This window comes from Streptomyces asiaticus, from assembly GCF_018138715.1.
Classification (GTDB): Bacteria; Actinomycetota; Actinomycetes; order Streptomycetales; family Streptomycetaceae; genus Streptomyces; species Streptomyces asiaticus.
This window is the reverse complement of sequence record NZ_JAGSHX010000006.1, coordinates 4,224,678-4,247,556: the sequence shown is the minus strand read 5'-3', so window position 1 is coordinate 4,247,556 and position 22,879 is coordinate 4,224,678. Positions and strand designations below refer to the sequence as shown.

At 69.9% G+C, this 22,879-nt stretch carries 19 protein-coding genes; 13 read left to right on the top strand and 6 right to left on the bottom strand.

What is annotated here, in order from left to right; translation table 11 throughout:
* Positions 1-36: 36 nt before the first annotated feature.
* From KHP12_RS25205 to KHP12_RS25195, 3 genes are all read left to right on the top strand, one after another.
* Positions 37-432 carry a BlaI/MecI/CopY family transcriptional regulator gene (locus tag KHP12_RS25205; protein ID WP_075200364.1) on the top strand — a complete coding sequence of 132 codons (396 nt, stop codon included), beginning with the start codon at positions 37-39 and terminating at the stop codon, positions 430-432.
* 22 nt (positions 433-454) lie between these two features.
* A complete protein-coding gene (locus tag KHP12_RS25200; protein WP_078559538.1) occupies positions 455-976 on the top strand; it encodes an amino-acid N-acetyltransferase in 522 nt (173 codons plus the stop codon).
* Positions 977-1,197: 221 nt separating this feature from the next.
* Positions 1,198-1,536, top strand: coding sequence for a histone-like nucleoid-structuring protein Lsr2 (locus KHP12_RS25195; RefSeq protein WP_037960512.1), 339 nt, complete (start codon positions 1,198-1,200; stop codon positions 1,534-1,536).
* Positions 1,537-1,541: 5 nt separating this feature from the next.
* Here the strand turns inward: KHP12_RS25195 and KHP12_RS25190 are convergent, their stop codons facing one another.
* Positions 1,542-2,135 carry an SCO3374 family protein gene (locus KHP12_RS25190; RefSeq protein WP_086886175.1) on the bottom strand — a complete coding sequence of 198 codons (594 nt, stop codon included), beginning with the start codon at positions 2,133-2,135 and terminating at the stop codon, positions 1,542-1,544.
* Positions 2,136-2,662: 527 nt separating this feature from the next.
* On the opposite strand from KHP12_RS25190, the gene KHP12_RS25185 reads away from it, so the two are divergent.
* On the top strand, positions 2,663-5,188 hold the full coding sequence (locus tag KHP12_RS25185; RefSeq protein WP_037960519.1) for an ATP-dependent Clp protease ATP-binding subunit: 2,526 nt from the start codon (positions 2,663-2,665) through the stop codon (positions 5,186-5,188).
* A gap of 231 nt (positions 5,189-5,419) precedes the next feature.
* Here the strand turns inward: KHP12_RS25185 and KHP12_RS25180 are convergent, their stop codons facing one another.
* Together KHP12_RS25180 and KHP12_RS25175 are read right to left on the bottom strand one after the other, a co-directional pair.
* On the bottom strand, positions 5,420-7,882 hold the full coding sequence (locus KHP12_RS25180; protein WP_211833820.1) for an NACHT domain-containing protein: 2,463 nt from the start codon (positions 7,880-7,882) through the stop codon (positions 5,420-5,422).
* Positions 7,883-8,302: 420 nt separating this feature from the next.
* Complete coding sequence (locus KHP12_RS25175) at positions 8,303-8,881, bottom strand: TetR/AcrR family transcriptional regulator (RefSeq protein ID WP_086886051.1); 579 nt, start codon at positions 8,879-8,881, stop codon at positions 8,303-8,305.
* A 90-nt stretch (positions 8,882-8,971) separates the two neighbouring features.
* Between KHP12_RS25175 and KHP12_RS25170 the strand changes: the two genes are divergently transcribed.
* Positions 8,972-9,418, top strand: coding sequence for an anthrone oxygenase family protein (locus KHP12_RS25170; protein ID WP_086886050.1), 447 nt, complete (start codon positions 8,972-8,974; stop codon positions 9,416-9,418).
* 22 nt (positions 9,419-9,440) lie between these two features.
* On the opposite strand, the gene KHP12_RS25165 is transcribed toward KHP12_RS25170, so the two are convergent.
* Positions 9,441-9,953, bottom strand: coding sequence for an ATP-binding protein (locus KHP12_RS25165; RefSeq protein ID WP_210609465.1), 513 nt, complete (start codon positions 9,951-9,953; stop codon positions 9,441-9,443).
* Positions 9,954-10,101: 148 nt separating this feature from the next.
* On the opposite strand from KHP12_RS25165, the gene KHP12_RS25160 reads away from it, so the two are divergent.
* From KHP12_RS25160 to KHP12_RS25150, 3 genes are all read left to right on the top strand, one after another.
* Positions 10,102-10,953 (top strand): helix-turn-helix domain-containing protein, encoded by an 852-nt coding sequence (locus KHP12_RS25160; protein ID WP_086884516.1) that lies wholly within the window; start codon positions 10,102-10,104, stop codon positions 10,951-10,953.
* A 12-nt stretch (positions 10,954-10,965) separates the two neighbouring features.
* Entirely contained in the window at positions 10,966-11,166 is a 201-nt protein-coding gene (locus KHP12_RS25155) for a DUF397 domain-containing protein (protein ID WP_086884517.1), read from the top strand.
* A 285-nt stretch (positions 11,167-11,451) separates the two neighbouring features.
* Positions 11,452-12,627 carry a macrolide family glycosyltransferase gene (locus KHP12_RS25150; protein ID WP_086884518.1) on the top strand — a complete coding sequence of 392 codons (1,176 nt, stop codon included), beginning with the start codon at positions 11,452-11,454 and terminating at the stop codon, positions 12,625-12,627.
* Positions 12,628-12,704: 77 nt separating this feature from the next.
* On the opposite strand, the gene KHP12_RS25145 is transcribed toward KHP12_RS25150, so the two are convergent.
* The gene (locus tag KHP12_RS25145) at positions 12,705-14,528 is read right to left on the bottom strand and encodes a bifunctional metallophosphatase/5'-nucleotidase (protein WP_086884519.1); all 1,824 of its coding nucleotides are present in this window, start codon (positions 14,526-14,528) and stop codon (positions 12,705-12,707) included.
* 187 nt (positions 14,529-14,715) lie between these two features.
* On the opposite strand from KHP12_RS25145, the gene KHP12_RS25140 reads away from it, so the two are divergent.
* The 5 genes from KHP12_RS25140 to KHP12_RS25115 all read left to right on the top strand — a co-directional run bounded on the left by KHP12_RS25140 (position 14,716) and on the right by KHP12_RS25115 (position 21,656).
* Positions 14,716-15,783, top strand: coding sequence for a PDDEXK nuclease domain-containing protein (locus KHP12_RS25140; protein ID WP_086884520.1), 1,068 nt, complete (start codon positions 14,716-14,718; stop codon positions 15,781-15,783).
* A gap of 62 nt (positions 15,784-15,845) precedes the next feature.
* A complete protein-coding gene (gene mshD, locus KHP12_RS25135; RefSeq protein ID WP_086886598.1) occupies positions 15,846-16,778 on the top strand; it encodes a mycothiol synthase in 933 nt (310 codons plus the stop codon).
* 267 nt (positions 16,779-17,045) lie between these two features.
* Positions 17,046-19,298 (top strand): RNA degradosome polyphosphate kinase, encoded by a 2,253-nt coding sequence (locus tag KHP12_RS25130; protein ID WP_086885781.1) that lies wholly within the window; start codon positions 17,046-17,048, stop codon positions 19,296-19,298.
* Positions 19,282-21,030 (top strand): CHAD domain-containing protein, encoded by a 1,749-nt coding sequence (locus tag KHP12_RS51280; protein ID WP_308016937.1) that lies wholly within the window; start codon positions 19,282-19,284, stop codon positions 21,028-21,030. The genes KHP12_RS25130 and KHP12_RS51280 overlap by 17 nt, the downstream gene beginning before the upstream one ends.
* Before the next feature lie 119 nt (positions 21,031-21,149).
* Entirely contained in the window at positions 21,150-21,656 is a 507-nt protein-coding gene (locus KHP12_RS25115; protein WP_211833819.1) for an NUDIX hydrolase, read from the top strand.
* A 32-nt stretch (positions 21,657-21,688) separates the two neighbouring features.
* Here the strand turns inward: KHP12_RS25115 and KHP12_RS25110 are convergent, their stop codons facing one another.
* Positions 21,689-22,714 (bottom strand): aldo/keto reductase, encoded by a 1,026-nt coding sequence (locus KHP12_RS25110; RefSeq protein WP_086885780.1) that lies wholly within the window; start codon positions 22,712-22,714, stop codon positions 21,689-21,691.
* Positions 22,715-22,879 lie beyond the last annotated feature (165 nt).

Here is a 22,879-nt window from a genome sequence, read left to right as displayed (position 1 = left end):
CGGACATTCAGGACATCTCCCACTATTATTCTCGGTGTGCCTCGGCCATTGGGAGATCTCGAAGACGCGGTCATGACGCGGGTGTGGAAGTGGAACCGCCCGGTCACGGTCCGGGAAGTCCTGGAAGACCTTCAGCGGGAACGCTCGATCGCCTACACGACGGTCATGACCGTAATGGACAACCTGCATCACAAGGGCTGGCTGCGCCGCGAGGTGGAAGGCCGCGCCTATCGATATGCCGCGGTCTCCACGCGCGCCGCCTACTCGGCCGCACTGATGAACGAAGCGTGGTCGACCAGTGACAACCCGGCGGCCGCACTCGTCGCGTTCTTCGGGATGATGTCCGAAGAGCAGCGCGACGCACTACGGGATGCCATGCGCGTCGCACAACTGGGGGAGCCGGGGGAGAGCCCCGGTGAGTCGGGGCGATGACACGGGGCGATAGCGTCCGCTCATGTCCTCCCCACTATCAAAAGTAGTCACCGTCCGCCGTGCCCGGACCAGCGATGTTCGGGCAGTGCGCCGTCTCATCGACTCGTACGTGGACGATCGCATCCTGCTCGACAAAGCCACCGTGACGCTTTACGAGGACATCCAGGAGTTCTGGGTCGCCGAGCGCGACGACGACGCTGAGGTCATTGGCTGTGGAGCGCTGCACGTCATGTGGGAAGACCTCGCGGAGGTCCGCACTCTCGCCGTCGATCGGACTCTCAAGGGCACCGGTGTAGGGCATCTGGTGCTTGACAAGCTGCTACAGACCGCGCGCTGGCTGGGCGTGCGGCGCATTTTCTGCCTCACCTTCGAAGTCGAGTTCTTCACCAAGCACGGCTTCGTGGAGATCGGCGAGACGCCGGTCGACGGCGATGTCTACAGCGAGCTCCTGCGTTCCTATGACGAGGGCGTCGCCGAGTTCCTGGGTCTCGAACGGGTGAAGCCGAACACCCTTGGCAACAGCCGGATGCTTCTGCAACTGTGATCGCGGGCCCTATGTCCGAATCGCTCCCCTATCACATAGCTCCGGAACATGACCTTCCATGAGCCTTCCCGCTTGGTGGATCGGTCGAACCCTCGCGAGGGGTTTGTGTTTTTCCGGGAAAAGCGGTTTCCTATTCTCTCGTAGTGTAATTACCTGGGGGGTGAGTCATCAGCGGCTAACGCCGTGCCCCCGAGCCCCCCGTTTTCCCTGAAAGGAACCCCATGGCACAGAAGGTTCAGGTCCTTCTTGTCGACGACCTCGACGGCGGCGAGGCGGACGAGACCGTGACGTTCGCTCTGGACGGCAAGAGCTACGAGATCGACCTCACCACCACCAACGCGGACAAGCTCCGTGACGCCCTGGAGCCGTACACCAAGGGCGGCCGGCGCACCGGTGGCCGGGCCTCCGGCGGCCGGGGCAAGGCGCGCGCGGCGGCGGGTGGTGCCGGTCAGGACACCGCGAAGATCCGCGCCTGGGCGAAGGAGAACGGCTACGAGGTCAACGACCGCGGCCGTGTTCCGGCGACCGTCCGTGAGGCGTACGAGAAGGCCAACGGCTGAGCGCGTCACCCTTCCCCGGCTCGCCGCTGTCTGGGCAGTGGCAGGGCTCGCACCAACCGGGCTCGGTGGCACTCCGTGGCCGCCGTGCTCACGAGCCGTACGAGATCGGGGGCGCCCCCATCGCCCCCGAAGCCTGCCCTCGGCAGCGTCGGCTCCACCTCGCCCTTCGCGTCGGGAGGTCGCAGCCATACAGCGGCCTCCTGCGGGCATCGCTCACCGGGAGCCCCGGCGGCCAGGGACGGTGGCCGGCAGTGGGCGGGGCATGGCGCGGTGATCCGGCCTCCGGCGCCGATCGCGCCCAGGTCCAGGGCCACACCGCCCCACTCCAGCCAGTCGAGCAGCCCCGGAAGCTCGTCCGCGCTGCCGGTGGCCACCAGGAGCCGCATCCAGGCACCCTCCACCGCGACCGGACCGGTCCGCGGTACGCGCCGCAGCATCGCGAAACCGGCCACGGCCGGCAGTTCGATGACGTCGAAGGCCACCCCCGTGAGCAATTCGACGGGATCGCTGCCGGCCGTCGGCCAGCCCAGCTCCCGCTCGTACCAGCGTGACCGGGCGGCCGGTGCGGACGGCTCCGCGCCGTGGGCCCTGAGGATCATGCCCGGCAGAACTCCCCGCCCGCCCGCTTGGTTACGCGGGCGGTTCACGTTCGTCCGTGATGATCTCCGTCGTACGTGATGATCTCCCTACGCGATGACGTTCCGTACCGGACCGTAAGCGCCCCGTACCCGTAAGGGGCCCTACAGGGCCGGTGAACGGACGCAAGGTTGTTCGCCCATAGCGGATGGAACCGGCCCCCGCGGCATGGAGTATCTGTGCTTGCGGGTAAGACATCCCTAGTGGGGAGGGGCGGTCCGCGTGTCGGGAGGAAGCGGCGTTCGCCATCGGCGTACTGACGGTGGGCGTAGATGCCTGGCCTGCGGGAACATCGTCTCGCACCATCGGGTTGAAGCAGTTGTCGGCTGTTCGGGCAGGAGGCCAGTGCTGTTTGCCCCGTGCGAGCGGGGGTGATCCGGACGGTTGTCGGCAGTTGGAATGAGCTGTCCCGGGTTGCGGGACTAGCATGCGGAAGGACAGGGAGGGGATCGTCCCCGATCTTTCTGACCGCTCTGAGGAGCGATTAACGATGTTCGAGAGGTTCACCGACCGTGCGCGGCGGGTTGTCGTCCTGGCTCAGGAAGAAGCCCGGATGCTCAACCACAACTACATCGGCACCGAACACATCCTCCTGGGCCTGATCCACGAGGGTGAGGGTGTCGCCGCTAAGGCCCTGGAGAGCCTCGGGATTTCGCTCGAGGCGGTCCGCCAGCAGGTGGAGGAGATCATCGGGCAGGGGCAGCAGGCCCCGTCCGGGCACATCCCCTTCACCCCCCGTGCCAAGAAGGTCCTGGAGCTGTCGCTCCGCGAGGCCCTTCAGCTCGGCCACAACTACATCGGCACGGAGCACATCCTGCTCGGCCTGATCCGCGAGGGTGAGGGCGTCGCCGCCCAGGTCCTCGTGAAGCTGGGTGCCGATCTGAACCGGGTGCGGCAGCAGGTCATCCAGCTGCTCTCCGGCTACCAGGGCAAGGAGGCCGCCACCGCCGGCGGCCCGGCGGAGGGCACGCCCTCCACCTCGCTCGTCCTGGACCAGTTCGGCCGCAATCTCACCCAGGCCGCCCGCGAATCCAAGCTCGACCCGGTCATCGGGCGCGAGAAGGAGATCGAGCGGGTCATGCAGGTGCTCTCGCGCCGCACCAAGAACAACCCGGTCCTCATCGGCGAGCCCGGCGTCGGCAAGACGGCGGTCGTCGAGGGCCTTGCCCAGGCCATCGTCAAGGGCGAGGTGCCCGAGACCCTCAAGGACAAGCACCTCTACACCCTGGACCTGGGCGCCCTGGTCGCCGGCTCCCGCTACCGCGGTGACTTCGAGGAGCGCCTGAAGAAGGTGCTCAAGGAGATCCGCACCCGCGGCGACATCATCCTGTTCATCGACGAGCTCCACACCCTGGTGGGTGCGGGTGCCGCCGAGGGCGCGATCGATGCCGCGAGCATCCTGAAGCCGATGCTGGCGCGGGGCGAGCTCCAGACCATCGGCGCGACCACGCTCGACGAGTACCGCAAGTACCTGGAGAAGGACGCGGCCCTGGAGCGCCGCTTCCAGCCCATCCAGGTCGCCGAGCCGTCGCTGCCGCACACCATCGAGATCCTCAAGGGTCTGCGGGACCGCTACGAGGCGCACCACCGCGTCTCGATCACGGACTCGGCCCTGGTCGCGGCCGCCACCCTGGCCGACCGCTACATCTCGGACCGCTTCCTGCCGGACAAGGCGATCGACCTGATCGACGAGGCCGGTTCCCGGATGCGGATCCGCCGGATGACCGCACCGCCGGACCTGCGCGAATTCGACGAGAAGATCGCCGATGTGCGCCGGGAGAAGGAGTCCGCGATCGACTCGCAGGACTTCGAGATGGCCGCGGGCCTGCGCGACAAGGAGAAGCAGCTCCTGGCCGCCAAGGCGAAGCGGGAGAAGGAGTGGAAGGCCGGCGACATGGACGTCGTCGCCGAGGTCGACGAGGAGCTGATCGCCGAGGTCCTGGCCACGGCCACCGGCATCCCGGTCTTCAAGCTCACCGAGGAGGAGTCCTCCCGGCTGCTGCGCATGGAGGACGAGCTGCACAAGCGCGTCATCGGCCAGAAGGACGCCATCAAGGCGCTCTCCCAGGCCATCCGGCGCACGCGTGCGGGCCTCAAGGACCCCAAGCGCCCCGGTGGCTCGTTCATCTTCGCGGGCCCGTCCGGTGTCGGTAAGACCGAGCTCAGCAAGACCCTCGCCGAGTTCCTCTTCGGCGACGAGGACGCGATGATCTCGCTCGACATGTCGGAGTTCAGCGAGAAGCACACCGTCTCGCGGCTCTTCGGCTCCCCGCCCGGATACGTGGGCTACGAGGAGGGCGGCCAGCTCACCGAGAAGGTGCGCCGCAAGCCGTTCTCCGTGGTCCTCTTCGACGAGGTCGAGAAGGCCCACCCGGACATCTTCAACTCGCTGCTCCAGATCCTGGAGGACGGTCGGCTGACCGACTCCCAGGGCCGGGTCGTGGACTTCAAGAACACGGTGATCATCATGACCACCAACCTCGGCACCCGGGACATCTCCAAGGGCTTCAACCTGGGCTTCGCCGCCCAGGGCGATGTGAAGACCGGCTACGAGCGGATGAAGGCCAAGGTCAACGAGGAGCTGAAGCAGCACTTCCGCCCCGAGTTCCTGAACCGTGTCGATGACACCGTGGTCTTCCACCAGCTCACCGAGGACGACATCATCCAGATCGTCGACCTCATGATCGCCAAGGTGGACGAGCGGCTCAAGGACCGCGACATGGGCATCGAGCTCAGCGGTGACGCCAAGAAGCTGCTGGCCAAGCGGGGCTACGACCCGGTCCTGGGCGCCCGGCCGCTGCGCCGGACGATCCAGCGCGAGGTCGAGGACATCCTCTCGGAGAAGATCCTCTTCGGCGAGCTGCGTCCGGGCCACATCGTGGTCGTGGACACCGAGGGCGAGGGTGAGGAGAAGAAGTTCACCTTCCGCGGCGAGGAGAAGTCGGCGCTGCCGGACACCCCGCCGATCGAGTCCGCCGCCGGTGGCGCGGGCCCGAACCTGAGCAAGGAGGCGTGACGCGGAGTCGTCTGTCGCCTCAGGGCCGCCCCGGACCGTTTCCCGGTCCGGGGCGGCCCCCTTTTGGGCGGGTGCCGCATGGCGTGGGTGCCGCTTTGTGCGGGTGCTGTCTTGCGTGGGTGCCGCCTTGTGTGGGTGCCGTGCGGGCGCGTCCTGAGCGGCCCTGTGACGCCCTGTGACGCCCCGGGAGGCCGGGTAGGTCCCCACCCCCTACAACCCCTCCGGGGCCCCTCACGCGCCCGCCACGATGACCTGGACGCCCTCGGGGACGCCGGTCACCTCCGCGTTGCGGTGGCTCAGCCGCAGGATCTCCAGCTGCGGGAAGGCGGCCAGCCAGCTCAGGTCCAGATCCGCGCCCAGGTCGTAGGCGAGCCACAGCTCGGTCAGCCGCTCGGCCACCAGGCCCTCGGTGAGCTGCTCCCGGGTGAGCGCCCCGGCTATCTGGACGCAGGGGCGGCCGCCCAGCCGGCGCAGCGCCCGCAGCTCCTCCGGGTCCGACACCGGAAAGTCGAGTTCCCGCTCATCGAGATGGGCGATGATTTCCTCGGCGTAACGGTCGGTGTCATATCGCCGCCAGGCGCCCGCGAGCTGCGCCCGTACCGCCCAGGAGGCACGGTCCCGCAGCCGCACCAGATAGTCGATCGCGCGGTCGTCGGCTATCGAGGTGGCGGTGACGGCCAGCCGGTGGGCCTCCTCGTCGGATACCCCGCTGGGATCGGGCAGCATTTCCAGCACGATAGGCCCGATCCAGCCCAGCGCTCGGGCCCCTTCCAGCGAGGTCGGGCGTACCAGATCACGGGTATAGCGATGCACCCGGGAACGCACCTCGGGGTCCAGCTCCGTAGCGTGTTCCAGACATGCGGCCGCCAGGAGTTTGCGATGGCGAGCATGGACCGGCCGGGCGTCTTTTCGGGCCGCCAGCAGCCCCTCCAGGAGGTAGGCGCATTCATCGGGACGGGCGAGGGAGACGGACATTCTGATCACTTCTTCCCAGTCGTCCAGGTGCGCGTGGTCGATCAGGAAGTCAAAATCGTGCCGTTCGACGACCGCTCTCGCGCTGAGATAGTCCTGGAACGTTCGGTGCACGAAATCGACCGAACCGGGTGTGGGCTCGCGCAATAGACCGGTCCGGTTGAGCAGATGGCGGTAGATCTCCTCCGGCCCGCCCTGCCGCGCCGCGTGCGGAATGGCCGGGATGTACCGGCCGAGCGTCTCGAGGGCGGTGGCCCGGTCCATTTCGGACCGGCCGTTGACGAGCATCCAGTGCGCCAGCTTCTGGAGCAGCCGGATCTTCGGTTCCTGGGGGAGGTCGATTCCATCCGGCGGCAGCATGGCGCGCTCGCGGTCGCGCCGTTCCAGGAGCATGGAAAGGGCCGCGTCATAGAGGGCTTTCCGGCCGCGCGGCAGATAGCCACGGCGGTCGCGGTGCAGTGCGCACAGCAGACCACACATCAGTGGATTGGTGGCCAGCCGCCCGAGGTCCCGGGTAATCCTTACGGCGTCCAGCAGCGTTTCCTCGTAACCGCTGAGCCGGTCCAGATCCATCTGGTCGGTGATGTCCTGGCGGGCCGCCGCATGCCAGCGTCGGATGAACGCGGTGACGCCCTCGCGGCTGAGCGGCGAGAGTTTCAGCTCGGTGAAGCGCTCGGAGGCGAGCCAGTTCTCCCGTACGGCCGAGGGGCGCGAGGTGACCAGCCAGACATTTCCCGGATAGCGCGCGGGAAGCTCGCGCAGCGCCTCCCGCAGCCGCTCCCGCTCGTCCTCCGGCGCCTCGTCCACGCCGTCCACGAGCAGCAGCCCGCGCCCGCGCGAGAGCACCCGCTCGGCCCAGCCCGGCGGCTGTGCGGCGGCGTGCGGATAGCGGACGGCGGAGAGGAAGGCGTCCGGCTCCGGGAAGCCGTCGCGGCGGAACCGGCGCACGGGGAGCACGAACGGCACCCGCCCGCGCAGCCCCTCCAGCGGGGCCGGGAGGTCGCCGCGCGCCACGGACACCGCGAGCCGCTGCACCAGCGTGGTCTTGCCCGACCCCGCCACGCCCCACAGCAGCACCCGGGTGCGTCCGGCGAGGGCCTGCTCGGCGGGGGCGCTGGGGCCGCTCCCGTCGGTCTCGGTCTCCAGGCTGAGATAGGCGGCGTCCAGCGGCCAGCTGTCGGGGGAGTGGGTCAGATCGATGCCGTAGATCGTCAGATGGTCGTGGGCGGCCACGGTGTCCCGCGCGTAGCGCTCCTCGAACGCGGCGTCCTCGGCGGCCGTGACGAAGGGGGAGCGGACGGTGAGGAAGCGCAGGATGTGCGCGCAGACGGCCTCCCGCAGCGAGGCGTGCGTCCGGGCGTCGGCCGCGTCCAGCCCCTCGTCGGCGTCGGGCGCGCCGACGGACAGGTGCCGGGCGAAGGCCCCGGGGCCGAGGCGGACCGCCCGCAGGTCGTCCAGGTCGACGGTGCCGAGGGTGTGGAGGGTGCGGGCGAGCGCGTCGGTCAGCTCGGGCCGCGCCTGATCGTCGATCTCCCCGTCGACGTCGATCTCCTTCGCGACGTTTTCGACGAGCGCGGAGGCGATCCGGGGCAGGTCCCGTTCGGTGAGCGTGCGGTGGTCGCCCTGGAAGGCGACGAGGGAGGCGATGCGGACGGGCCGGTCCACCGGCCCGTCGGCGACGAAGAGTTCCTGGACCAGTGTGGCTATGGCTGCGGGATCCATGAGGCCCCGTCCCCCCGGTGACTGTTGTTCGCCGTTCAGAAGCCACCAGGGTAGGCACGGTCGGCGCCGGATGGGTGGGGGTTCGGCGTGGGTTCCGGGGGCGGCCGGTGGCACGGGGAGGGTGCGCCGGGCGGTGGTCGCGGTGCGTTGCCGGGTGCGGGGGCGGTTTTCCGTGACGACCGCGGTCCTCGCCGGGGCGGGCGGCGTCAGACCCGCGGCGACGTCGGCGGCGCGGGTGGCCGCCCGCCGGCGCCGCACCCGCTCGGCGCCGTCTGGGGCACGGGGCCCGGCGATCCGCGGCTGCGCCGTGTGGACGCGAGTGACCGGAAGCGTTGCCGCAGTCAGGCAGGCAGGCAGGCTGGCAGGCAGGTAGCGGCGGAGCCCGAGGGCCCCGGCCGCGTGCCCGCCGGGATGGATGTCTCAGACCATGGCGAGCCGGTCCACCAGCAACTCCACCCTCGCCTCGGCGTCCTCGGGCAGCAGGCGGCCCGTTCGGGTCAGGGTGGCGAGCCCGTGCAGGGCCGCCCAGAACATCTCGGTGAACAGCCCCGGGGCGACGCCGTCCCCGGCGACCTCGGCGAGGCACTCGAGCAGGGCGGCGAAGGCGTCCTTCAGCGGCTCGGGGGTGTCCTCCTGCGCGTACGGCAGGCCGCCGTCGAGCTGGAACAAGGCGTCGTAGACCGCCGGGTTGTGCTCGGCGAAGTCGAGGTAGGCGCGGGCCAGGGCCATGACCCGGGCGCGCGGGTCGTCCTCGGCGGAGGTCGCGGCCCGCACCGCCGCGGCCATCTCGGTGGCGCCCTCCAGGGCGACGGCGCCGATGATCTCGCGCTTGCCGCGGAAGTGGCTGTAGAGGACGGGCTGACTGTATTCGATGCGCTCGGCGAGCTGGCGGGTGGTGACCGCGTCCCAGCCCTGCTGCTCGGCGAGTTCCCGGGCCGTCGCCACGATGAGGCGCTCACGCTCCGCCCGTTCGCGCTGCTTGCGTTCTTGTACTGACATAAAACGATCCTAGCATCACTAGACAATCGAGCGGCAGCAGCGCTAGCGTTGCCACATCAGCTAGCAACACTAGATTCGAAGAGGGTCGTCATGCTCAACGCACTCGAGGTCGTCACCACCGTGATCGTCGGCTTGATGGTGGGGGTGGAGTTCTCCGTCGCCTTCATCATGAACCGGATCCTGGACGCGCTTCCCGATGACAGCGCCCAGCTCGGCCACGCCCACGGCGGCCGGATGCTCGGCGCCCTGATGCCGTTCTGGTACATAGGCTCGCTCGTCCTCAGCGCGATCTGGGCCGTCGCCGGATGGCACAACCGCGGCGCCGGACTCGTCGTCACCGCCGCCGGCCTGCTGATCGTCAGTGTGGTCATGTCGATGCTGCTGCTCGTCCCGATCAACAACCGAAACAAGACCTGGACCCCCGACAACCGGCCCGCCGACTGGAAGCAGCAGCTGAACCGCTGGGGCCGCTACCACTACGCCCGCGTCGCCGTCATCATCGCCGCCTTCACGCTGCTGGTCGTCGCGCTCACCTGACACCCCACGAAGGCGCGTGGGGTCAGGCGGCGATCTCGTAGGCGTGCTGCTGAGGGGTGAGCTCGAACCAGAGCAGCTTGCCGCTGATGCCGAAGAGGTCGTCGGCGAGGGGGTAGCCGCCCCAGTTGTCGGCGCACAGCCGGACGATGAGCAGGCCCCGGCCGGAGGTCGCGTCGAGGTTGGCGGCGGCTTCGGTGAGGGCAGTGAAGCGGTCGAGGGGGCTGGGCGGGGCGTCGAAGGGTGCGGGGATGGTGGGGTTGGTGTCCCAGATGCTGACGCGGAGGCGGTTTTCGCAGAGGTGGCGGATGCGGAGTTGGGCCGGGCCGTCGGAGTGGCGGACGGCGTTGGTGACCAGCTCGCAGGTCAGGAGTTCCGCCGTGTCGGTCAGCTCGGCCATGCCGTGGGAGGCGAGGACCGCCCGGAGGGTGGCGCGTGAGATGCGTGCGGCCCGTGGGTCGTTGGGCAGGCGGAGGGAGTACGTCCAGGGGTTCTCGGATGGTCCTGCGGTCGGCTCCTGCGGCGATACGGTTGCCATGCGGGTCTCCCTTTGGCGGCTGGGCGGCGGGGGCCACACCATATGGCGTTCGATGTAATGTCTTCCATTGAAGATGGGGAAGTCGTTACAAGTTGACTCGTGTGGGTGACGTTCACGCAGCGTGCGTGTTCCGAGGAGGAGACAACAGGTGCCGCCAAGTAGTACGCCCACAGCGCGGAAGCAGAGGTTGGGCGCCGAGTTGCGCAAACTACGAGAGCGCGCAGGGATCTCATCGACTGCGGCCGCAGCCCTCCTGGGCGGCAACCAAGCGCGAATCAGCAACATCGAGGCAGGCCGCTACGCGGTGAGTGCAGACCGGGTACGGGTTCTGGCGCAGAACTACAGCTGCTCGGATCAGGCGCTGGTGGAAGCGCTCGCCGGAATGACGGGGGACCGGAAACGAGGCTGGTGGGAGGAGTATCGGGAAACGTTCCCCTCCGGGCTTCTGGACTTGGCCGAGCTTGAGCACCACGCCGTCGCGGCTCGAGTTGCCCAGGTGATCACCATCCCCGGTCTGTTGCAGACTCCCGAGCACGCGCGGGCGATCTTCCGTGAAGTCGTCCCGCCGCTCATGCCCCCTGAGGTGGAGCATCGGGTGTCGTACCGGGTCAAGCGTCAGGTTGTCCTGTTCCGGGACAAGCCGCTGCCGTACACCGCGATCATCCACGAGGCCGCCTTAAGGATGCAGTTCGGCGGGGCGGCTACGGCCAAGGCCCAGTTGGAACACCTCATCAGCATGAGCGAGCGGGATCATCTGACAGTCGTCGTCATCCCCTTCGGCGGTGTGTCGTTCCCTATCTCGGCGCACGGGGTTGACTACTTCCACGGCCCGGTGCCCCAACTCGACACGGTTCAGCTCGATACAGCTCACGGCGTCGAACTGGTTGACGCTGCCGCTCAGTTGGAGAAGTACCGCTTGGTGCTCGACCGCATGGAGCAGGCCGCTCTCGGTGCGGACGAGTCACGGGACCTCATTCGATGCATTGCGCAGGGAATCTGAAGGGGAAGGTTTGTGTCCAGGCTCAACTGGCGGAAGTCCACGTTCAGCGAAGAGGCGTCATCCTGCGTCTACGTCGCTGCCGCACGCAACGGGAAGATCAGGCTCCGGGAAAGCGACGACCCCCACATCATTCTGACCACCACCCCGGCCGCGTTGCAGTTCCTCATACGGGCGGCCAAGGCCGGGGACTTCGACCGCGTCCAGGAGAGTTAGGCGCGACGGCCCGTCGGGAGAGGGAGAGGGAGAAGAGACGGCCCGTCGCGTTCGCGACCCTAGGACCCGGCGCTGAGCGGGCACTTACCGCTTGCTGAGCCCGGCCGGACGGCCAACCGGAAAATCGGGGGCGGCCCGGCCGGTGGCCGGGGTACCGTGCCGTCCATGGACTCGTTCCTTCAGATCTACGGCTGACACGCCGTCTCGCCCGGTGCACCGGTGACCACGCCCGTGCGCCGGGCCGTCGTGTCCATCTCGCCGTAGACCTGAAACGAGTGATCCCCTATGTCCCGTCGCCGTGCCCATATCGCCATGGTCGGCATCCCCGCCATCAGCCACACCCTGCCCAGCCTCGAGATCATCCGTGAACTCGTGGCGCGCGGGCACCGGGTGACGTACGCCAATGACCCCTATATGGCGGACGCCATCGCGCCGACCGGTGCCGAGTTCGTGCCGTTCGAGTCCACCCTGCCGGTCGCCGACAACGACTGGCCGGAGGACCCGATCGCGGCGATGACCCTGTTCCTGGACGACGCCGTCCACGTCCTGCCGCAGCTCCGCGCCGTGTACGACCGTGACCCGGCCGATGTGTACCTCTACGACATCGGTGCGTACCCCGCCCGGGTGCTCGCCGAGACGCAGGGGCGCCCGCTGGTTCAGCTGTCGCCGACGATCGTGGGCTGGGAGGGCTACCACGACGAGATCGGGGCGCAGATCATGAGCCTTCCCGGCGCGGACGCGTATCAGGAGAAGTTCGGGGTGTGGCTGGTGGAGTCCGGCGCCACCACCACGGATCCGAACGCCTTCTCCGGACAGCCGCCGCGCTGCCTCGCGCTCATTCCCCGTGCGATGCAGCCGAACGCCGACCGGGTGAACACCGAGGTGGTGACGTTCGTCGGACCGTGCCTCGGGGACCGTGCCGACCAGGGCGGCTGGGAACGTCCCGCAGGCGCGGAGAAGGTGCTGCTGGTCTCGCTGGGCTCGGCGTACACCCGGCAGGCCGCCTTCTACCGCGAGTGCGTCGCGGCCTTCGGGGATCTGCCCGGGTGGCATGTGGTGCTCCAGATCGGCACGTACGTCGACCCGGGTGAGCTGGGGGAGGTCCCGGCGAACATCGAGGTCCACAACTGGGTGCCGCAGCTGGCGATCCTGGAGCGGGCCGACGCGTTCATCACCCACGCGGGGATGGGCGGCAGCAACGAGGGGCTGTACACCGGCTGTCCGATGATCGCCGTCCCGCAGGGCGCGGAGCAGGCCATGAACGCCGACCGGCTCGTCGAACTGGGCGTGGCCCGCCGCTTCGACACGGCCGACGCCACCGCCGGGGCCCTGCGTGCCGCGTTGCTCGAGCTCACCACGGATCCGGAGGTCGCGCGCACCTCGGCGCGGCTGCGGGGCGAGGTGCGGGCCGAGGGCGGCACCGGGCGGGCGGCCGATCTGATCGAGGACGCGCTGCGGTGACACCGCGCTGACACGACGATGGCCCGGCCGCCTGGAATTCGCCTGGGGCGGCCGGGCCATCGGCGGGTGCCGGGCGGTTACTTCACGATCGTGATGCGGTCCGCCTTCGGCGGGTCCAGGGGCGAGGACTGCGACGAGTGCGCGCCCAGGTAGGCCGTGAACGCGTCCAGGTCGGAGGCGCCGACGAGCTTGTTCTTGCCCTCCTTGAAGGCGGGGAAGCCGTCGCCGCCGCCCGCGATGAACTCGTTCAGCGCGACGCGGTAGGTCTTGGCGGGGTCGATCGCCTCACCGTTCAGCTTCACCGAGTCCGTGACGATCCGGTCCTTGCCGGACTTGGTCAGATCCAGGGTGTACGTCAGGCCCTTGGAGACCTGGAGGATCCGCGGGGACGCCTCGTTGGCGCCGCTGACCTGCTGCTGGAGCGTGGTGATGAGCTGGGAGCCGGTCAGGTCGATCACGTTCATCATGTTGGTGAACGGCTGGACCGTGAACGCCTCGCCGTAGGTCACCACCCCGTCCCCCTCGCTGCCCGATGCCTTGTAGGCGAGGTCGGAGCGGATGCCGCCGGGGTTCATGAAGGCGATCTGGGCGCCGCCCTTGTCGGACGGGGAGAGCGCTTCGAGCTGGCCGTCGGCGATGACGTCGCCCAGGGGCGTCTCGTACGCGGTGGAGCCACGGCCGTTGATGTCGGCGGAGATGTGGCCGACCGGCTTGCCGGCCACCGGGGCGGCCAGCTTGTTCCAGCGCCCGATGAGCGAGGTCATGTCGGGGGCCTTGGGCTGCTCGCGGTCCACGACGTGGTTCGCCGCGTTCGCGCCCTTGACGTTTGTCCGCACGATGTCGCCGGTGCGGCGGTCGTAGGTGAGCGTGGTGTCGGTGTAGAGACGGCCGAAGGAGGCCGCGGAGGTCACCGTGCGCGGGGCGCCGGACGGGTCCGGGACGGTGCAGGTGTACGCCTGGTGGGTGTGGCCGGTGACCAGGGCGTCGACCTTGGGCGTGATGTTCTTGGCGATGTCGACGATGGGGCCGGAGATGCCCTTGCCCGCACCGCCGTTGTCGCAGTCGTAGTTGTACGAGGGGGAGGCGGGGAGTCCGCCCTCGTGGATGAGCGCGACGATCGACTTCACGCCCTTGCGCTGGAGCTCCTTGGCGTACTTGTTGATCGTCTCGACCTCGTCGTGGAACTTCAGGCCCTTGACGCCCTCGGCGGTGACGACATCCGGGGTGCCCTCGAGGGTGACCCCGATGAAGCCGATCTTCACGCCCTTGTGCTGCCACACCGTGTAGGGCTTGAGGATGGGCTTGCCGGTCTTCTCGTCGGTGACGTTCGCGGCGAGGTAGGGGAAGTCGGCGCCCGGGAAGGTCTTGCCCTTCTCGTAGCAGCCCTCCTTGGGGTGGCAGCCGCCGTTCTGAATCCGGCTCAGCTCGGCGCGGCCCTCGTCGAACTCGTGGTTGCCGACGGAGGTGACGTCGAGGTCCAGCTTGTTGAGCGCCTCGATGGTCGGCTCGTCGTGGAAGAGCCCGGACAGCAGCGGGCTGGCCCCGATCATGTCGCCACCGGCGGCCGTGACCGAGTACTCGTGGCCCTTACGGGCGTTACGGAGGGACGTGGCGAGGTATTCGGCGCCACCCGCCGGGATGGTCTTGGTGGTGCCGTCCGCCTGGGTCTCGGTGACGGTGCCCGAGGAGCCCTGCGGGGGCTCCAGGTTGCCGTGCAGATCGTTGAAGGACAGCAGCTGTACGTCGACGGTGCGCCCGGGCCGGTGCTTGTCCGAGGCGGCGGCCCCGGTGTCCGCCCCCGCCGGGCTCACGGCGGTCAGCACCCCGGCCGCCGCGGCCAGCACCGCGACTCCCGTGGCCAACCGGCTTCCCGCCCCGCGCCGTTGAGGTCTCGCTGGCATGTCGTCCCCTTGTGTGCCCCGTGATGGATGGTGGAGCGCAGCTTACGGTCAACGCGCGTAGCGGGGCAGGGGGGTGAGGTGAAGAGCTGGTGGCCGGTGGTCAACGGTGTGGGCCGACTTCGCCCGTTCGGCGGAAAGGTCCTGATGAGGGGTTTGGGTGGTGGTTTGTTATGTGAGCGTGCAGATCATGCAGAACGAACTCGCGCAGCAGACGCCCATCCCCGCACAGGGGTCCGAGCTCCCGTCGGGCTTCTTCGAACTGGTCGATGACCTCAAGGCGATCGTCACGCAGGCGAGCGTGCGTGCTCAGCTCAAGGTCAACACCGAGATGATCAAGATGTACTGGGAGATCGGCCGGACGATCCTCGACCGGACGGAACGTGAGAAGTGGGGATCAAAGGTCCTTGAGCGGGTGGCGACGGAGTTGCGTACAGCCTTCCCGAACCAGCGGGGTTTCGGTGCGCGGAATCTCAAGTACATGCAGCAGATGGCTCGAACATGGCCCGAGCAAATTGGGCAACAAGCTGTTGCCCAATTGCCCTGGGGTCACATCACCCTGCTGATGGGCCGCTGCAAAACCCGTCCTGAGCTGGACTTCTACGCTCAGCGGGCCGTGCAACAGGGGTGGTCCCGCGTCATGCTCGACCACTGGATCGACGCCCAGCTGCACCTCACCCAGGGCGCCGCGCTCAACAACTTCGACGCCACGGTCCCGGAGGACTCCGATGCCGTCAACGAGGTCGTCAAGGATCCCTACCGAGTCGACTTCACTCGGCTCTCCGGCAAGGTGGCGGAGCGCGACCTTGAGGACGCGCTGGTGCAGCAGCTCGTCCGATTCCTGACCGAACTCGGGGTCGGCTTCGCCTTCGTCGGGCGTCAGTACCCCATCAAGGTCGGTGACGAGGAGTTCCGGATCGATCTGCTCTTCTACCACTGCAAGCTGCACCGTTACGTCGTCATCGAGCTGAAGACCGACAAGGCCCGCCCCGCCCACCTGGGCCAGCTCGGTTTCTACGTCACCGTCGTCGACGACCTGGTCCGGGACAAGGAGCGTGACGATCCGACCCTCGGGATCCTGATCGCGAAGAGCCGCGACAAGGGGACGATCGAGTACGCCCTGCGGAGCAACAACGCACCGCTCGCCGTGAGCACCTACGCCGCGCTGCCGCCCCATGTGCGGGAGCTGATGCCCAGTGCCGAGGATCTCTCCCGCATCGCCGACGACGTCCTCGACGGGGATGGGGCAGCTGGGTGACTCGCCGGTAATAAATTGTGCAGCGGCTTGCTGCACAATTGGGCCGCCGTAGGCTCGGCCTCATGAATGACGTGGTGAACGAGACATCCGGGGCCCGGCGGCTCGATGTGCTGGAGGAGTTGACGTCGGCCGAGGTGGAGGATGTGCTGCGGCTGGTCGCGGAGTCCGCGGGGGCCGATGGGCAGCAGGCGGTGTCCGAGCAGGGGCGGCTCCAGCTGCGGGGGCGGCGGGAAGGGGTGCGGCATCTGGTGTTGCGGGAGCCGAGCGGGGAGCTGGTGGGGTACGCGCAGCTGGAGGACACCGACCCGGTCGAGGCTCCGGCCGCCGAGCTGGTCGTGCATCCGGGGCACCGCGGGCAGGGGCACGGCCGGGCGCTGGGGGTGACGCTGCTGAGGGAGTCGGGGAAGCGGCTGCGGATCTGGGCGCACGGGGGGCATGCCTCGGCGCGCCACCTCGCGCAGGTGCTGGGGCTGACGCTGTTCCGGGAGCTGCGGCAGATGCGGCGGCCGCTGGGGTCGCTCGCGGAGCTTGGTCTTCCGGAGCCAGTCTTCCCGGAGGGGGTGACCGTACGGACCTTCCGGCCGGGTGTGGACGACGCCGCGTGGCTGGCGGCGAACGCGGCGGCCTTCGCCCACCACCCCGAGCAGGGTTCGCTCACCCAGCGTGATCTGGACGACCGCAAGGGTGAGCCGTGGTTCGACCCGGAGGGGTTCTTCCTGGCCGAGCGGGGCGGGGAGATCGTCGGGTTCCACTGGACGAAGGTGCATGCCGAGGAGCGGCTGGGGGAGGTGTACGTCGTGGGGGTGCGGCCGGACGCGCAGGGCGGCGGCCTCGGCAAGGCGCTGACCTCGATCGGGCTGCGGCATCTGGCGGCTCAGGGGCTGCCGACCGCGATGCTCTATGTGGACGCCGACAACTTCGCCGCGGTCGCGGTCTACGAGCGGCTCGGCTTCGTCACCCATGAGACGGATCTGATGTATCGGACGGAGACCTGAGCGAAGACGGAGACCTGATCAACGCCTGAGCGGGACCTGGGCGGGATCTGGGCGGGATCTGAGCCCGGGGGCGTGCAGGGCGGGACCCCTGGGGGATGGGTCCCGATTTCCTACGCGCCATGTGCCCGTTACCGGCGATTCAACCTTGGTTGCGAGCATCACTGAATGCAGCCCGCTGTGCCGAATTCGTCGAACCGGAGGCTCCGTGCCGTTTCCGCACCCGCTTCCGCCACGCCGTATTCACCTCCGGCGCGGAACAATGAGTTCATGAGCCACACAAGCGGTCAGGCATCGGTTTCCCCGCAGCCCCAGCCCCACTCCCAGCCTTCGGTCGGGTCCATCGCGGCCCACCGGCCGCATGCTGTCGCCGCACCGGTGCGGTCGCTCGACCCCGATCTCGACGCCGATCTGGACTCGTACGAGGAGATCGCCGGGCCCGGCACGGAGGGCGGGGAGCTGCCGCAGGGGCGGTTCCTGGACCGGGAGCGCAGCTGGCTCGCGTTCAACGAGCGGGTGCTGGAGCTGGCCGAGGACCCGTCCACCCCGCTGCTGGAGCGGGCCAACTTCCTGGCGATCTTCGCCAGCAATCTGGACGAGTTCTTCATGGTGCGGGTCGCCGGCCTCAAGCGGCGCATCGCCACCGGGGTCGCCACCCGCTCCGCCTCCGGGCTCCAGCCGCGCGAGGTGCTGGAGCTGATCTGGAACCGGTCCCGTGAGCTCATGGCCCGGCACGCCGCCTGCTACCAGCAGGACGTCGCCCCCGCGCTCGGCGAGGAGGGCATCCATCTGGTCCGCTGGCCGGATCTCACCGAGAAGGAGCAGTCCCGCCTCTTCACCCTCTTCCGGCAGCAGATCTTCCCCGTGCTGACCCCGCTCGCCGTGGACCCGGCACACCCCTTCCCGTATATCTCGGGGCTGTCGCTCAATCTCGCGGTCGTGGTGCGCAACCCCGTGAGCGGTCATGATCACTTCGCACGTGTGAAGGTCCCGCCGTCGCTCTCCCGGTTCCTGGAGGCGTCGCCGCAGCGGTACGTACCGCTCGAGGACGTGATCGCGGCGCATCTGGAGGCGCTGTTCCCGGGGATGGAGGTGCTGGCGCACCACATGTTCCGGGTCACCCGCAACGAGGACCTCGAGGTCGAGGAGGACGACGCCGAGAACCTCCTCCAGGCCCTGGAGAAGGAGCTGCTGCGCCGCCGCTTCGGGCCCCCGGTGCGGCTGGAGGTCGAGGAGTCCATCGACCCGTATGTGCTGGACCTGCTGGTGCGCGAGCTGAAGGTCTCGGACGCGGAGGTCTATCCGCTGCCCGGGCCGCTCGACCTCACCGGCCTGTTCGGCATAGCCGCGCTGGACCGGCCGGAGCTGAAGTACCCCAAGTTCGTGGCGGGCACCCACCGGGACCTCGCCGAGGTGGAGTCCGCCTCCCCGCCGGACATCTTCGCGGCGCTGCGCGAGCGGGACGTCCTCCTCCACCACCCGTACGACTCATTCTCCACCTCCGTGCAGGCGTTCCTGGAGCAGGCGGCCGCCGATCCGGACGTCCTGGCGATCAAGCAGACGCTGTACCGCACCTCCGGCAAGTCGCCGATCGTCGACGCGCTCATAGACGCCGCCGAGTCCGGCAAGCAGGTGCTGGTGCTGGTCGAGATCAAGGCCCGCTTCGACGAGCACGCCAACATCAAGTGGGCGCGCAAGCTGGAGGAGGCCGGCTGCCACGTGGTCTACGGCCTGCTGGGCCTGAAGACCCACTGCAAGCTGTCGCTGGTGGTCCGCCAGGAGGGCGACACCCTCACCCGCTACTCGCACGTGGGCACCGGCAACTACCACCCCAAGACCGCCCGGCTGTACGAGGACCTGGGGCTGCTGACGGCGAACTCCCAGGTCGGCGCGGACCTCTCCGACCTCTTCAACCGGCTGAGCGGCTACTCCAGGCGGGAGAACTACCGGCGGCTGCTGGTCGCCCCCAAGTCGCTGCGCGGCGGGCTGATCACCCGGATCAACAAGGAGATCACCCACCATCGGGCGGGCCGCCCGGCCTACGTCAAGGTCAAGGTCAACTCGATGGTCGACGAGGCCGTCGTCGACGCCCTCTACCGGGCCTCGCAGGCCGGGGTGCCGGTCGATGTGTGGGTGCGCGGCATCTGCGCGCTGCGGCCGGGCGTCCCCGGGCTCTCGGAGAACATCCGGGTCCGCTCGATCCTCGGACGCTTCCTGGAGCATTCGCGCGTGTTCGCGTTCGGGAACGGCGGCGAGCCGGAGGTGTGGATCGGCAGCGCCGACATGATGCACCGCAATCTCGACCGCCGGATCGAGGCGCTGGTGCGGGTCACCGACACCGGTCACCGCGCCGCCCTCAACCGCCTGCTGGAGACCGGGATGGCCGACTCCACCTCCTCCTGGCACCTGGGCCCGGACGGCGAGTGGACCCGGCACGCCACGGACGCGGACGGCCAGCCGCTGCGGAATGTTCAGGAGATGCTCATCGACGCCCGGAGGCGACGGCGTGGTTCAACGACATGACCTGCCGCCGGCCGGGCTGACGGGCGCCGCGGACCCGGCCGCCGACCCGCCCCGCCCGGGTGCCGACGGTGCGACGGACCGGGCGGCGGAGGCCACGGCGGCACCCTCCGGGGCTGCGGGGGTTTCGAAGGCTGCGGCGGCTTCGGGGACGCCTTCGGGCGCGCCTGCGTGGGAGGCGGCGACGGCCGGGGAGGTGCTGTCGGCGTATCTGCACGCCCAGGCCGGGGACTTCCTGCGCAGCCTGCGGATGCACCGCGAGAGCGGCTCTGACGTCCAGGAGGCGGCCGAGGCCGCCCGGCTGCTGCGCCGTGCCGCGCGGCGGATCAGCGGCGCGCTCTACGTCTACCGCCCGCTCACCGACACGGCCTGGTCCGATGAGCTGCGGACCGAGCTGGCCTGGCTGTCCGGCACGCTGGCGCGGGAGCACGCCTACGCGGAGCGGCTGGACCGGCTGCGCGGCGCCCTGCACCGGCTCTCGGGCGCGGGCGGCCCCTCGGACCGGTCACCGCAGGGCGAGGGGACGGCCGCCGAGACCGCGAGCCCGGGCGAGCGGCCCTCCGACACCCAGCCGGTGAACGCGGCGCATGCCACCAGCGCCGCGCGCACCGCGCGCGGCGCGGTCACGGTCGCGGTCGACGGCGCGGGTGGCCCCTCCGGCACCGCGGGCCCGATTCCCCGCTCCACCCGTGCCTCCCGCCGCAGCGTCTCCCTGGCCGCCGGTGCGCCGGGAGGCGGGGCCGCGGACCCTCCTGTCGGGGGGCAGGGTGCGCGGCCCGGTCCGGCCGACGCGGGCGGCGGCGCCGAGGGCGCGACCGGGACGACCAGGGACCGGGACAGGGACCGGGACCGGGACGAGAGCCGGGCGGCCGGACGGCGCCGCGGTGAGCGCGGCGACAAGAGCGGCCGGGGCGCCAAGGGCGAGAAGGGCGAGCGGTCCGGCCAGCCGGGCGCGACCCACCAGCGGGCCGGTGCCGAGGAGGAGGCCCGCGGCGGGGCGCTGACCGTGGGCGCGGCCCGCGCCGGAGCGCTGCTGGAGCGCCAGCTCACGCTGGCCCGGACCCGGGCCCACACCGCCGCCCTGGAGGCGCTCGGCTCCTCCCGCTTCCACGCGGTCGCCGACACCGTCGCTCTGCTCGCCTCCGACGTCCCGCTCGACGAGGCCAACGCCGCCCGCCCCGCCGGGCAGGTGCTGCTGCCGCTCGCCGAGCTGGCGAACCGGCGGCTGGCCGAGGCGGTGGAGGCGCTGCCGCTGGTCCGCGCCGGGCATCCGTACAACGCGGAGGCGCTGGTCCACGGCCTGGCGGCGACCCCGGCGGCGGACGCCCCACCGGCCAGCGAGCGCCAGGACGCCCCCTGGCACCACGTGCGCCATCTGCTGCGGCTGCGGCGGTACGCGCTGGAGGTGCTCGACCAGGCGTGGCAGCAGCCGGACGAGGCGAGCGGACCCAAGGGATCCGGTCCGGGCGGCTCCGGTCCGGGCGGCTCCGGCCCCGTGGACGCCGAGCCGCCGCTGTCGGTGCGGCTGTTGGCCGCCGGGCAGGCGCTCGAGCGTCACCGCGACGCGGCCGAGGCGGCCGCCGCCGCGGCGGCAGCCGCCCGTACGCCCCGGATCGCCCCGGCGACGGCGTACGCGCTCGGTGTGCTCCACGCCGATCAGCGGCATGAGGTCGAGGCGGCCCGCTTCGCGTTCGGCCGGATCTGGCGGCGCGTGTCCGCCGCCAGAGCCTCCTGACGCCTGACGCCTGACGCCGGACGCCGGACGCCTGACGCCTGACGCCGGACCCGAAGGGCCGAAGGACCGAAGAGCAGAACGCGGAGGACAGCGGAGAACCGGGGAGGGAGAGACGACGGATGAACCGGCGGAATTCCCGTGCTGACGGGCTGGCAGGAGCGGACACCGGAGCGGACTCCGGAACGGAAACCCGAGCGGACACCCGAGCGGACACGGGGACGGTCCTGGCGGCGGGCTGTGTGCTGTGGCGACGGTCCCCGCGCGGCGGCGGGCTCGAGGTCGCCCTCGTCCACCGCCCCCGCTACGACGACTGGTCCCATCCCAAGGGCAAGCTGAAGCACGGCGAGGAAGCGCTGCACGGCGCGGTGCGCGAGGTCGCCGAGGAGACCGGCATGGGCTGCGCCCCCGGAGAGGTGCTGCCCACCCTCCACTACATGGCCAAGGGCCGCCCCAAACAGGTCCGCTACTGGGCGGCGGAGGCGATCGACCACGACGAGCCCTTCGTGCCCAACCGCGAGGTCGACCGCCTGCTCTGGCTGCCCCCGGACGCAGCCCGCCGCCGCCTCAGCTACGACCACGACCGCACCCTCATCGACGCGCTGCTGCACACCCTGCGGCCGTCCTGAACCGATCTCGGCGTCCGCTCGGAGGCAGCCGGTCAGCGGCGGCGCAGGCTCTTGTCCGCGAGCGCCGGCGGCACGTAGTAGCTGTCCGCCCGGTTGAGGTCGGTGCCCGGCGGGACGATCTCGTCGATCCGGTCCAGGACGTCCTCGCTCAGCTCCACCTCCGACCCGGCGAGCAGATCCTCCAGGTGCTCCATGGTGCGCGGGCCGATGATCACCGAGGTGATGGCCGGATGCGCTCGTACGAAGGCGATGGCCATGTGCGGCAGCGAGAGCCCGGCGTCGGACGCCAGCTCGGCCAGCGCGTCGACCGCCTCCAGCTTGCGCGCGTTGTCGGGCAGCGACGGGTCGAACTTGTGCTTCTCCACGGCCGCCCGGCCGCCCGACAGATCGATGTCGGACGCCTTGGTGTAGCGGCCCGTGAGCCAGCCCGCGGAGAGCGGGCCCCAGCTCAGCACGCCCATCCCGTACTTCCGCGCGGTCGGCAGCACCGCCGCCTCCACGCCGCGCGCCAGGATCGAGTACGGCGGCTGCTCGCTGCGGAACCGTACGTGGCCGCGCCGGTCGGAGACCCACTGGGCCTCCACGATCTGCTCGGCCGGGAAGGTGGAGGAGCCGACGGCGCGCACCTTGCCCGCCCTGACCAGGTCGGACAGGACCGACAGCGTCTCGTCGACGTCCGTCGTCGGGTCCGGCCGGTGGATCTGGTAGAGGTCGATGTAATCCGTGCCGAGACGGCGCAGGCTGTTCTCGACCTCTTGGGTGATCCAGCGCCGTGAGTTGCCGCCGTCGTTGGGGTCGTCGCCCATCGGGAAATGGGCCTTGGTCGCCAGGACGATGTCGTCGCGGCGGCCCTTGAGGGCCTTGCCGACGATCTCCTCGGACTCGCCCTCGGAGTAGACGTCGGCGGTGTCGACGAAGTTGATGCCCGCGTCGAGGGCGCGGTGGATGATCCGTACCGAGTCGTCGTGATCGGGGTTGCCCAGGGCGCCGAACATCATCGCGCCCAGGGCGTACTCGCTCACCGAGATGCCGGTACCGCCCAGGATCCTGCGCTTCATGGCAGCTGCCTTCCTTTGCCTTCCATGGCCTTTGCCTACGTGGCCTTTGCCTTCCATGGCGTCCTGCGCCCTCAGCCTCGGCTCCGGGCGGATACGTCACCAGGCCCGGCTCAACCTGGGTCTGCCAGAACCACCTGTCCCCCCGGAATCCGGCGTTGCCCGGAT